The following is a 12,399-nucleotide window of genomic DNA, read 5'->3' on the forward strand; positions in this document are numbered from 1 at the left end:
CCAGACCCACTCAATTTTTCACCATGCTTGCGAGCAGCTCAGGCAGTAACATCAGAGAGGAAATGAGGATGCAGCTAGCACCAACTACTGACACGATTCCCGGACCAAACGACTGCGCAATGACAAAGGCTAGATAAGCCGAAATCAACCCGCGGACGCCGGTGAATAGGGTGTGAACTGACATGTATTCACCGACGCTTGCAGCTGGTGCAAATTTTGTAGTCCACAAACTCCAAAGTACGGTACCCCCACTCTTGCCAATACCGTGCAGAGCCATGCCAATGCAAAGTCCAGTGTAGCTTGGTGAATGAAAATACACCAGAATCCCTAGGAAGAAAAACGCATTTACGATCACCCGTAGTTGGTAGAAGTTCATCTTATCATAAATGGCACCCCAGACAAAAACCGACACAATAAAGATCAGCATGGGGATCGTCGTTGTGACCAAACTCACCTTTTCAGCTCCATAGCCAAACCCGTAGTTAGGGTTCGTGATGAACTCTACAAATAACGCCATACAGAGGAGGTTGCCAAAACCGAGTAGCATCCAAGAGCTAATCAACTTGCGAAAAACCTTGTCTGTCTTGAGATGCTCTAGTGCCTGAAAGGGTGAAAGCTTTTGGGTCTTTCTCAGATACACTGGTCGCATCCCTATGGTGAATCCTGCTTTCAATACGCTGCATATACTGAATACCCAGAACAATGGCCCATAATTGCCCCCTTGCCCCAACAACCACATACCAGCAAAGTAACCAAAGGTAGCCGACACGCCCGCTTTCATCATCCCCACAGTTGAGAACAGCCGCCCGCGTGATTTGTCAGGGTAATGTTGCTTATAGATTTGTGACTGCAATGGCGCAGCCAGCGCATGTGACAGTAGAGCCACTACAACGCCCGCAACAAAAATGCTCCCACTGTCAGGGTTCAGCGCCACCAGACCATAGCCTATCGCTGCCACCCCCCAGCCAATTGCTGCTGCAATGTTTACAGACAGTCCCAAACGCCTTACCAGCGCAACAGTAAAAAAACCAAGCAACAAGCCAATCGCAGGCCCACCAATAATCGCAGACTTGGACAAGCTGTCTAATTGCAACAGCCCAACCGCCACGAACATCGCAAAGGTCGAGCCGACTGTCTCAGTCACCCCCATAGGGACAGACCTCAGTAGATCCATACTGAAAGTCCGCTTCCAGTTTTGCTCCGCCACAGTCTCGCTCATGGCGCATCCATAGACCAGCGATCTTAGCGAGACAAGCACTCATCAATAACTAATACGCCTTGATCCAGTCCACCTCTAATTTAAACTCACCAGCTTTCTTATCGTATAACATAAAACCCACGCTGGTGACCTTCTTTGTGTTTAGTTTTATACTTGGAATTTTACGACCAAACGAGGTGGCATAGAATGAACTAAAAGGGATTTTTAGAGTAACCCACTTGCCCACTTCTGGTTGGATTGGGCTCCAGTATGCCAACATCCGTCCGCCATTACAGCGTGACGTCAGGTAGTACATTCTGCCATCTCCTTTCACACGAAGCTCAATACCGGTGTACTTACTCAAATCGTAAGTCATGCCATAGCTTCGTATTGAGGAAAATCCCCCATTGTTTTTGAGCGAGATATCTCCAGTGAATGAGAGAGCTGAATATTCTTTAACATCAAAGCGCCCTCTTGATAGCCCCCCCATCACACCATCGTTGACGGCCTGCCATTGCAACTCAAGCTTGGTTTCGTCAAATTGCTCCAAGACCTTTGTACCTTCAGCCATTAATGGAGCAACAACTAATCCTAACATCATTATATTTATCTGGAATATTATCATCATTTCAAAATCTAAACCTAGCTCAACATCTCACACAATCCTACTCCGTCTACATATTGTTCAAAAAAAATACATAAACCTACAATAAAACTTGAACAAAATATAAACACGCCTATTACTCGTTTGCACAATCGCTCCCATGCATGGTATAAAAATAGCAACTCTTCGATCAGGCCTCACCTCCCATGTTATACGCACGTGGGAGAAGCGATACAAGGCAGTACAACCGGTGCGCACTGAAACAAACAGGAGACAATATAGTGACAAAAACATCCAACGTTTGGTGTGGCTCGCTGACCTAACTAAGAACGGACATGCTATCAGCAACATCGCTCACTTGTCAGATGAAGAGCTAGCCAGCCTACACGAATCTCTGAAAACATCAAATCCAGAAAATACGTGTGCTGAAATAGCTTACGAGCCAGTTATCGCAAAAACTCTCGAAGCCATTCGAAATTTCGATCAATGCTCACTCGAGACAATCTTTGACAAAATAGTCAAAGAATCTGGCTACTCTTTTTTACTAGAGAAGGTGCTTATTCCATTCATAAGTAGAGTCGGAATATTGTGGCACGAAGGTGACATTACTACCGCTGAAGAGCACGCCGCCACTAGCTTCATCAAAGACTACCTATGCATCAGTGCTAGACCTTTCAATTTAGCGATCAACGCCCCAAAACTATTGATTACAACCCCGCAAGGGCAACTACATGAACTCGGTGCTACTATTGCCGCTGCGCAAGCCCGCAAATTCGGGTGGAGGGTCGTTTACCTTGGTACATCTTTACCCCCTGACGAGATAGCTGGCGCAGCTGAAAAAATAGGAGCACGCGCAGTCGTCCTCAGTATCATCTCCCCTCTAGATGACCCACAAATTAATGTGCATCTTCGCAAATTACGCTCCCAGCTAGATAAGCAGATCCCGATAATCATAGGTGGACCCAACTCTAAAATGTACGGGCCAACACTTGATGAACTTAAAATCACCCAACTCAAAACACTTGCTGACTTAAGCCCTGTGTTAGGTATACTGAGAAAATAGCTAGATTTCAGCCAACATATCACAATCAAGTCAACTCCATTCCTCCTCTCAAACTTCCATTTCTAATGAATAAAAAAATCATCATCATAGGTGCGGGACCTGGCGGTCTTACCAGCGGCATGCTACTCGCTAACAGAGGGTACGACGTCACAATCATAGAAAAAGCCTCGGTCGTGGGCGGGCGTAATGCACCAATTCAAGCTGGGGGTTATACCTTTGATACGGGACCAACATTTCTTCACCAAAAATTCACACTTGACGAAGTTTTTGCTGAAACCGGGCGTAAAGCTGAGGACTACATGGAGTTTGTTAAACTAGACCCAATGACCACACTCACATGGGGGGATATTTCATTAGACACTAGCTATGATCAGGCCACAATGGTCAGAAATATTGAAAAATCCTTCCCAGGGGAATCAGCCAATTACGAGCGCTTCATGAATGATCACGCAAAGAAGCTTCAAGCAATATTCCCCTGCCTACTCAAACCCTACCACAAGATCAGTAGCTTCCTAAGTAGCAACCTCCTAAAGGCTCTGCCTTATGTTGCCACCTCAAAATCGGTGATGGATGTTTTGAGTGAGTATTTTGAGGATGAGCGCCTCAAGTTAGCTTTCACCTTTCAAGCCAAATATTTAGGAATGTCGCCATGGAATTGCCCAGCACTCTTCAGCATTCTGGCATATATAGAATATGCCCACGGCATCTATCATGTTCAAGGTGGTTTATCTAACATCTCAGAGGGCATGGCCAAAGTGGTCACAGAAGAAGGTGGTAAAATACGACTAAATTCCGAAGTTACTGAAATCAACTACCGCGGAAAGCGTGCCGCATCTGTCACTCTCGCTGATGGTGAAGTGATGGAATGCGATGATCTAATAGTCAATGCTGACTACGCCCAGGCACGGCATATGATCTTTGGCGAGAAAAATGAGAGTGTAGAACAACAAACTAAGAAAAAGTACTCATGTTCCACCTTCATGCTCTACTTAGGATTGGACAAAATCTACACAGACGAGCCACACCACCATGTCGTGTTTGCTGATGATTACCACCAAAACTTACGTGATATACAAGGAGAGGAAGCGATCTCCGACGATATGTCAGTTTATATACGGAATTCGAGTGTCACTGACCCGACTGTCGCTCCTGAGGGGCACTCACAGCTTTACATTCTAGTTCCTACCATCAATTGCCGCAATGGCCATGACTGGGAAAAAACCGTCGCAGACTATAGGGAAAAAGTCATTTCCCGTATCATCGAAAAAACAGGTATGAAGGACCTACGTGAACACATTGTCGAAGAACGAATCATCACTCCCCAAGGCTGGCAAGGTGCTGACATTTTCCTAGGAGCCACCTTCAATCTCGCGCACACATTGGACCAGATGCTCTACCTGCGCCCTCGCAATCGTATGCAGGGATTTGATAATATCTACCTAGTGGGTGGCGGTACGCACCCAGGCAGCGGTCTCCCTACGATCTACGAAAGCGCCAGGATATCCTCAAATCTAATTTGCGAGTCCTACGGAAAAAAGCGCGACCGAGTAGATTTTGCATCGGATATCCTCAACCAAACAGCGGAGCTTTCCCCATGCTAAAGTATACAACCGCTTTACTAGTCGTTGGCTCGCTTGCCTTTTACCCATCTTGCTCAGAGGCTTCAAATAAGCCCGCCCAAAAGCCTGCTGAAACACAATCGACTGCCACTGAGAATGATAAATTCAAAAAATGGCACGATATTTGTTTAGAAGGTGACACTGGAAAAATTGCGCAGCAGATCTCCAAATTTGAAGCGGAATTAGTTAATAAGCCAAGCAACGACCTTGCCCGCGTCTACTTAGGTAGTTCTTATGCTCTCAAAGCCAAGCATTCATTTTTTCCTCCCACCAAACTAAAAAGTTTGAAAATTGGCAAAGGACTAATGGAACAAGCGGTAACATCCTCGCCTAACAACCCACGTGTAAGGATGGTTAGAGCTATCGCCTACTACAATGTACCAAAACGCTTCGGAACGCGCGCCTCCTCTGTTTCAGACTTTGAATTTCTTCTCAATGAGGTGAAAAAATCGAAATCAACTCTCAGACCAAATGAAAAACAAGCTATCCTTTACTACGCGTTTCTAGCATTCACAGAAGATGGACATGAATGTGCGACAGAGGCTAGAGAACTTTGTCACACTATCGACCCAAACTCAGAGTACGGCAAACTCACCAAATAACCCACCGATGTACCACCTACAGCGATCACAACAACTTCCGTGTAATTTAGATGAAGCTTGGGACTTTTTCTCCAGTCCTCGGAACCTAGATAAACTCACACCTAAATCCGTAGGATTTGAAATTACTCATTGTAAATCAGAGGTCATGCACCTCGGCCAGATGATAGGTTACCGCATCAAAGTCGCCCCGATGGTGTGGGTCAAATGGCTTACCGAAATCACACTAGTTGAGGATCGAAAATGCTTCGTAGATGATCAGAGAATTGGCCCCTACAAAGTCTGGCACCACACTCACCGGTTTAAAGAAAACGATGACGGCGTATTGATGACTGATGACATTATCTACGCTCTGCCGTTTGGTCCTATTGGTACTCTAGCTCACGCATTGCATGTGAAGAGTAAACTCAAACACATTTTTGACGAACGCAGACGGTTGACTGACGAATTATTCAACGCATGAAACGCTCAAACCATGGCATCAGCCTGCCATAGGGAGGCTTAAGGTCCATCCACTTTGCCCCTAACTTACCACGTTTAACCACTGCTCTCTGATAGCTAAACGCCTTCACCCCAAACTCACCCCTATAACGTCCATTACCACTGTCCCCTACGCCACCAAATGGCAGATAGAGATTGGATGACTGCTTCATAGTGTCATTGATACAAACTGCACCTGATCGTTTTGATTGCTGTATTCTCTTACAAAACCCCTTGTCCTCTGCAAACAAGTAGAGTGCTAGAGGGTCACTGTAAGTAGACAATCTTTCCAGTAATTCACTCTCATTACTATAGCTTACAATCGGCAAAATGGGCCCAAAGACCTCCTCCTTCAACAAACAATGATCCCAACCAATAGCACTCACTAATCGCGGAGCCATTTTGCAATGAGACACATCATCCTTACCACTACAGACCACCTGTTCGGTATCCACTCCATCTAATAAATCAGTCAACCGTTGGTAGTGGTGTTCATTGATCACATGCGCCATTTCCTCACACCACGGAACCCTTTCTAACTCGCTCTTCATTAAAGATAAAAGCTCCTGTTCTACACTCTCATGAACAATGACAAAATCTGGTGCAAAGCAGGTTTGGCCACCATTAAAAAATTTACCAGAAAGAATCCTCCCAGCTGCCAATTTAATATCCGCCGAACTATCAACTATGCATGGACACTTCCCACCTAATTCTAGAACACTAGGAGTCAGTGACTCAGCAGCCTTCCGCGCAACGATTTTCCCAACCTCCGTACTCCCAGTAAAAAAGATGAAATCAAATTTTTCACCCAACAATGCTGATGCAACCTCAACTCCCCCGGTTTGTACATGGACTAAGTCTGTTGGAAAAATACTGGCTAATAACTTCACCAAAAATGCTTCGCTTGCCGATGACAATTCAGATGGCTTGAGTACCACTGTGTTCCCTGCTGCAATAGCTGACACTAACGGAGCCAACGCTAACTGTATTGGATAATTCCATGGCGCTACAACTAACACAACACCGTATGGCTCATGGCAAATTTCACTACGACAGGGCTGAAAATATATTGGGCTCTGCACCCTCTTTCTCTTCAGCCACTTCTTTAGCGATCTTCTCACCAAACGGATTTCTTGAAGTAAAAAATAATACTCAGCCAAAAAACCTTCCACCGCAGGCTTATTTAAATCCAACCGGAGAGCTTCTAGTATATCATTCTTGTGTGAGATTAACGCATTTTCTAACTTCAGCAAATGCCTCGCACGATCAGCAAAACCCAAAGTATTTCCTCCCGAAAAATGCATCCTCTGCCGCTTTAAGACATCACCGATCTGCTGCTGTGTTTGCTCTACTTCCATAAGCTTAGTTCTAAAAGCTAAACTAATTCAGTTCACCTATTTAACAAGAGAAACAAATTTTGAAACCAACAACAACAAATGCATCACGCGTTGCCGTTATCGGCGCGGGCCTAGGTGGTCTATCCGCCGCCATTTCCCTAAAGTCAGCTGGATACGATGTGGAGATCTTTGAAAAAAATGAGCGGATTGGAGGTAAGCTCAACCTGCTTGAGAAAGACGGGTTCACTTTCGACCTAGGTCCCTCGATATTTACCTTACCACAACTTTTTAAAGACCTTTTCAAACGCGCAGGAAAGGACATGGACGACTATGTCCAGCTAGATGCTGTAACCCCGCATTGGCGTAACTTTTTTGAAAACCACCCCACTCTAGACCTCTACCAAGAACCTGATAGGATGAAGTCTGAATTGAGCAAGCTCCCTGGAGACCCCGAAAAGCACTGGATGGAATTCCAAAGCTTTCTCAGTTATGCTCGTGAACAATATGGGATCATCGATTCTGGCTATTTTAGCGCAGGCATCGACACTTTGTGGGAATTTTTCTGGCACTACAAAACACAATTGATCTCCGGTAAGATTGACTACAAAGGCAACATGGCTGACTCCATAGCCAGTCGCATCTCAGACCCAAAGATGCGGATGATCCTAGAATACTTCATCAAATACGTAGGGTCCTCAGCGCTGGACTCACCTGGCTACATGAATCTGATGCCCATCATTCAGTTCGACTACGGACTTTGGTACGTCAGAGGGGGAATGTATAATTTGGCACGAGGCCTAGGGAAGTTGATCGATGAGATGGGAATCAAGGTTCATCTCAACACAGATGTAACTGCTATCGAAAAGTGTGGAAAACAAGTGACCGGGTTGCGATTTTCTGACGGTACAACACACGCTTGTGATATCATCGTTAGCAATATGGAGGTCATTCCGTGCTATGAACAACTACTCAATGAACCACAGAAGTTCATCAAGAAGTTAGACAAGTTTGCACCTGCATGTTCCGGTATAGTCTTGCACATCGGCACCGATAAAATCCACCCGGGATTAGCTCACCACAATTTCTTTTATTCAGAAAACCAACACAAACATTTCGAGACCGTTTTCCACAAGAAGCAACTTCCAGATGATCCAACACTCTATGTTGTAGCGCCCACGCGCACCGACCCAAGTAAAGCTCCTAACGGATGCGATAACATCAAAATCCTACCACACATTCCTCCGCTTGAGGATGGATCTGGCATCACACACGAAGATTACGTGGCCTTAAAAGATCGCTGTATTGACAAAATGGAGCGCTGTGGAATCACTGGATTACGCGAGAGCATCATTACCGAAGACCTTCTCACACCTATCGATATTGAGCGCATGTACCGCTCCAATAAAGGTTCCATTTATGGTGTGGTTACCGACTGGAAAAAGAACTACGGCTTCAAGGCTCCTAAAACTAGCTCCCAATACGACAACCTCTATTTCACTGGTGGTAGTACTAACCCTGGCGGCGGCATGCCGATGGTGGTGCTCTCCGGTCAAAAATGTGCGGATCGTATCATCAAACGGCACCCTATCGGCTAATGTTAGTTCTCCTTCCTATCCTAGCCACAATTTGCGCGCTCTCCGTCCCACTCATTCTAGGGAAGCCTCGCTATTTAGCTAAGATTGCCACTACTAAAAATCAAACAAAAAAAAAACCTACAATCTCAATCATTGTTCCGGCACGCAATGAGGGTGCCAATATCCCAGGGCTTCTAGAATCGCTTAAACCCGAGTGGGACTCAATCCACGAAGCCATCATTGTCGATGATGCGTCGACCGACAGCACAGCAAGGCTCGCAGTTGAGGGTGGTGCATTAGTTCTAGCATCGAAATCGTTGCCCGACGGCTGGAATGGTAAACCTTGGGCCTGCTACCAAGGAGCGCGTTCCGCCACGGGTGATTGGTTGCTATTTCTGGACGCTGACGTCCGGTTGCACCGTGGGGCCATCGAAAAATTAGGCCATCTCATCAACAGCGGTAACACAAACACCGCCTACTCGCTGTACCCTCACCACACAGTCGCTCGCCCATACGAACAGCTGTCTGCCTATTTCAATGCTCTGATGGTCGCCGGTGTGAGTGCCTTTGGCTACGGAACTGCATCGGGTCAAAACCCAGCACTCTTCGGGCAGACACTCTTGCTGACAAAATCACTCTACATGGAAAATGAGGGACACGCTGCGGTGAAGGACAAAGTTCTAGAGAATTTCCATTTCGCTGCATTACTCAAGTCTAACGGTGCTCACTGCGCATGTTATCTTGGCAAAGGACTCATCAGCATGCGCATGTTCCCTACAGGTTTCAATGAACTCTGGGATAGCTGGAAAAAGGGGTTCGTCAGCGGAGCTGCAAAGGTCGAAAAAAATACCCTCATTCTTTCCTCTATATGGATCACTGCTGGAATGCTCAGTATCGTCTCACTGTGCTTTATTGGAAGTTCTTATGCACCACAACATTACAGTTTCTGCGTTCTTATTGGCTATATGTCCAATGCTCTAGCTTGCGCATGGGCATTTAGAATCGCGGGTACATTTAGCGTACTCAACGCCCTATTTTTCGGCGTTGCACTCATCTTTTACCAAACTCTATTTTTCAAAGCTCTGATTGATAAGAGTAGCGGTAAAAAGACCCAATGGAAAGGACGCATGGTTGATTGAGATGTGGATTGAATTATCAAACACCTGGATTGTATTGCTCAATATCATTGGCATTCCTCTGGCGCATCTTGTACTCGCATGGATTACCACCACCATGCCGAATGCCCTCTTTGCATCAGCTCAAAATATACCCATCAGTGACTTTGAAATGTCTCTTCACCACCACCTTTTCTGTACAAAAAAATGGAAAGGGCTGCTGCCCGATGCTGCTCCTTGGATGGGTGGGTTTGCTAAAGGTAACCTCACCGACACTTCACCAGCATACCTTCAGTGCTTCATTCTAGAAACAAGGCGTGGTGAGTTTTCACACTATGCTCAAATTTTAGTGATCAGTGGATTCATAGCTTGGAACCCATGGCCAGCCAATCTAGCCATTGTTGGCTACGCACTAGTTTCTAATCTCCCGTGTATTCTAAACCTTCGCTACACGCGTGCTCGCCTCATTCGTGTGCTTAATAAAAAAACATAACATATGAGTAAAGACACCTGCATTGTTTGGTTTCGCAGAGATCTTCGACTGCACGATAACCCAGCATGGAATGCCGCCACCAACAGTGGCTGCGCAATCATACCTCTCTTCATTCACAGTCCTAACGAAGACGGTAAATGGAGACGGGGTGCCGCATCTAATTGGTGGCTCCATCACGCACTTAAAGACCTGTCCACACAGCTAGAGACCCATGGACTGAGCTTGATACTTCGCAGCTCAGAATCCTCACTTTCAGAACTCACAGCACTCACGCTAGAATCCCCAGTCAAAGCAGTTTACTGGAATCGATGCTATGAGGAGCAATCAATAAACCGTGATACATTAATAAAAAAAGCCTTAGCTGCGGATGCGATAGAAGTCAAAACTTTCAACGGGAGTCTACTATTCGATCCACTCAAAATAGCCAATAAATCAGGTTTACCCTATAAAGTATTTACCCCATTCTGGAAAGCATGCCTCACTCTCGAGCTCAAAGCTCCTGATACTAGTCCAGCGAACAAGAGCGTACATAATGCGCCTCAAGAACTAAAAAGTGATTCGCTCGATGCTCTCAAGCTTCTGCCCACCATTCCATGGGACACTGATATGGCTCAATTCTGGCAGCCAACTCGATCTGGTGGCCAAAAACTACTCAAACAAGCGATTGCCAAGTCCTCTCACTATCTAGAGTTCCGCGATATTCCCTCTGATGATGGCACTAGCCGGCTCTCACCCTACCTCCATTTTGGACAAATTAGCCCTACCGAGTTTCACCACGAAGTACTAACGCATTGTACAGCTAAAGATCTAGCTCACAATGGTATGCTCCGCCAACTCTTCTGGAGAGAATTTTCAGCCCACCTGCTCTACCATTTCCCACACACACACGATCAACCGCTACGCAATGAATACCAATCGTTCCCATGGGACTACGACACCGAGCTCCTAACCAAATGGCAACGCGGTCAGACTGGATACCCAATCGTCGACGCAGGCATGCGCCAGCTTTGGAAAACGGGATGGATGCACAATCGAGTAAGGATGGTCGCCTCTTCATTTCTAGTCAAACACCTACTCCAACCATGGCAAGAAGGTGCGCATTGGTTCTGGGACACGCTTGTCGATGCTGACCTAGCGAATAACACTCAAGGGTGGCAATGGATAGGTGGCTGCGGTGCTGACGCCTCCCCCTACTTCCGAGTTTTCAACCCGATCCTTCAAAGTAAGAAATTTGATCCAGATGCCACATACATAAAAAAATGGCTCCCGGAGTTGCGCAATATACCCACCGATCAAATCCACGCACCTTGGGAAATGGAGCCTCTCGAATTAGAGGCCGCTGGCGTCAAACTTGGCACTGAGTACCCATTCCCCATCATTGGCCATCAAGAAGGTAGGCAACAAGCTCTGGACGCCTACTCGAAATTCAAAGACAGCCTCTAGATCTCTCCTGCTTTAAAAGCGTCATCCATTCACTGAAAATTTGACCACACCAGATCAACACCTAAACTAAAGAATTATGAAATCCGACACTCAATCCACTTCTGACACACCGCCGCTGAGCAAAGAAATACTTGAGGACCATTACTGGCACATTCTCCTCACTAAGGGCAAACGACCACAGAGCGTTTATGCTTTCTCTCAGTCGATGAATATTGAGGAGGCTGAGTTCTACAAACATGCCTCCAGTTTCGAATCCATTGAATCGGGCTACTGGGACCGACTAGTCGAAGAGACTATTGGAGTCCTGCATGAAGACAGCGATTATGCTGACTACACGAGTGAGCAAAAGATCCTAGCGTTTATGTTCACGTTCTTCCTCCACGCTCAAAAGAACCGTTCACGTATTGTAGAGTACTTTCCACGACCTGGCTGCAGCTCAGCGCTCAAACCCATGAGAAAACGCTTCATCGAGTTCGCGGCACAGCTCATTGCACAAGGCCTCGAAGAAGGCTCCATTGCGGACCGAAAAAACCTCACAGACAAATACCCCCAGCTGCTGTTTGAACAGCTCAGGGCCATCATTGAATTTCACAGAAAGGACCACTCAGAAGAATTTCAAGACACCGATGCTCTGATCGAAAAGAGCATAAAGCTAGGTGCAGATGTCGCACGCTCAGGCTCATTCGATTCGGCATTCGATCTCGGCCGATTCCTCCTCAGAAAATTCACCGTCACACCACGCTAAGCACTGATGAAAGAACAAACAAAAATCCCTAAAAGTAAAATAGGCAGAGCGAGCAAGATCGCTGGTGCTGGTATTCAAGTAGGCGTTAATTACCTCAAGTACCAAGCAAGAAAAACCATTACTGGCGAC

General features: G+C 46.2%; 12 protein-coding genes. 9 read left to right on the plus strand and 3 right to left on the minus strand.

The window, feature by feature from the left end; all coding sequences use genetic code 11:
• Nucleotides 1-10: 10 nt before the first annotated feature.
• Nucleotides 11-1,219 carry an MFS transporter gene (locus ABGY95_RS12990; RefSeq protein ID WP_347442113.1) on the minus strand — a complete coding sequence of 403 codons (1,209 nt, stop codon included), beginning with the start codon at nt 1,217-1,219 and terminating at the stop codon, nt 11-13.
• A 49-nt stretch (nt 1,220-1,268) separates the two neighbouring features.
• Nucleotides 1,269-1,799 (minus strand): CIA30 family protein, encoded by a 531-nt coding sequence (locus tag ABGY95_RS12995; RefSeq protein WP_347442114.1) that lies wholly within the window; start codon nt 1,797-1,799, stop codon nt 1,269-1,271.
• Between the two features lie 163 nt (nt 1,800-1,962).
• On the opposite strand from ABGY95_RS12995, the gene ABGY95_RS13000 reads away from it, so the two are divergent.
• The 4 genes from ABGY95_RS13000 to ABGY95_RS13015 all read left to right on the plus strand — a co-directional run bounded on the left by ABGY95_RS13000 (nt 1,963) and on the right by ABGY95_RS13015 (nt 5,546).
• The gene (locus ABGY95_RS13000; RefSeq protein ID WP_347442115.1) at nt 1,963-2,865 is read left to right on the plus strand and encodes a cobalamin-dependent protein; all 903 of its coding nucleotides are present in this window, start codon (nt 1,963-1,965) and stop codon (nt 2,863-2,865) included.
• Nucleotides 2,866-2,930: 65 nt separating this feature from the next.
• The gene (gene crtI / locus ABGY95_RS13005; protein WP_347442116.1) at nt 2,931-4,466 is read left to right on the plus strand and encodes a phytoene desaturase family protein; all 1,536 of its coding nucleotides are present in this window, start codon (nt 2,931-2,933) and stop codon (nt 4,464-4,466) included.
• Nucleotides 4,460-5,086 carry a hypothetical protein gene (locus ABGY95_RS13010; RefSeq protein WP_347442117.1) on the plus strand — a complete coding sequence of 209 codons (627 nt, stop codon included), beginning with the start codon at nt 4,460-4,462 and terminating at the stop codon, nt 5,084-5,086. Before crtI (ABGY95_RS13005) ends, ABGY95_RS13010 begins: the two co-directional genes overlap by 7 nt.
• A 7-nt stretch (nt 5,087-5,093) precedes the next feature.
• Nucleotides 5,094-5,546: an SRPBCC family protein gene (locus ABGY95_RS13015; RefSeq protein WP_347442118.1), complete on the plus strand. Its 453-nt coding sequence runs from the start codon at nt 5,094-5,096 to the stop codon at nt 5,544-5,546.
• On the opposite strand, the gene ABGY95_RS13020 is transcribed toward ABGY95_RS13015, so the two are convergent.
• A complete protein-coding gene (locus tag ABGY95_RS13020) occupies nt 5,536-6,921 on the minus strand; it encodes an aldehyde dehydrogenase family protein (RefSeq protein ID WP_347442119.1) in 1,386 nt (461 codons plus the stop codon). The two genes, ABGY95_RS13015 and ABGY95_RS13020, sit on opposite strands and share 11 nt — an antisense overlap.
• A 59-nt stretch (nt 6,922-6,980) precedes the next feature.
• Here ABGY95_RS13020 and crtI (ABGY95_RS13025) point away from each other — a divergent pair, with 59 nt between their 5' ends.
• The 5 genes from crtI (ABGY95_RS13025) (at nt 6,981) to ABGY95_RS13045 (ending at nt 12,270) form a co-directional block, all read left to right on the plus strand.
• Nucleotides 6,981-8,495, plus strand: a complete 1,515-nt coding sequence (gene crtI, locus ABGY95_RS13025) for a phytoene desaturase family protein (protein WP_347442120.1) — start codon at nt 6,981-6,983, stop codon at nt 8,493-8,495.
• The gene (locus ABGY95_RS13030; protein WP_347442121.1) at nt 8,495-9,613 is read left to right on the plus strand and encodes a glycosyltransferase; all 1,119 of its coding nucleotides are present in this window, start codon (nt 8,495-8,497) and stop codon (nt 9,611-9,613) included. Before crtI (ABGY95_RS13025) ends, ABGY95_RS13030 begins: the two co-directional genes overlap by 1 nt.
• Before the next feature lie 34 nt (nt 9,614-9,647).
• Entirely contained in the window at nt 9,648-10,082 is a 435-nt protein-coding gene (locus ABGY95_RS13035) for a hypothetical protein (RefSeq protein ID WP_347442122.1), read from the plus strand.
• A 3-nt stretch (nt 10,083-10,085) separates the two neighbouring features.
• A complete protein-coding gene (locus tag ABGY95_RS13040) occupies nt 10,086-11,525 on the plus strand; it encodes a deoxyribodipyrimidine photo-lyase (protein ID WP_347442123.1) in 1,440 nt (479 codons plus the stop codon).
• Nucleotides 11,526-11,601: 76 nt separating this feature from the next.
• Complete coding sequence (locus ABGY95_RS13045; RefSeq protein WP_347442124.1) at nt 11,602-12,270, plus strand: hypothetical protein; 669 nt, start codon at nt 11,602-11,604, stop codon at nt 12,268-12,270.
• The last annotated feature ends 129 nt before the right edge of the window (nt 12,271-12,399 follow it).

The sequence above is a fragment of the Rubritalea sp. genome (assembly GCF_039830215.1).
In the GTDB taxonomy this organism is placed as follows: domain Bacteria; phylum Verrucomicrobiota; class Verrucomicrobiia; order Verrucomicrobiales; family Akkermansiaceae; genus Rubritalea.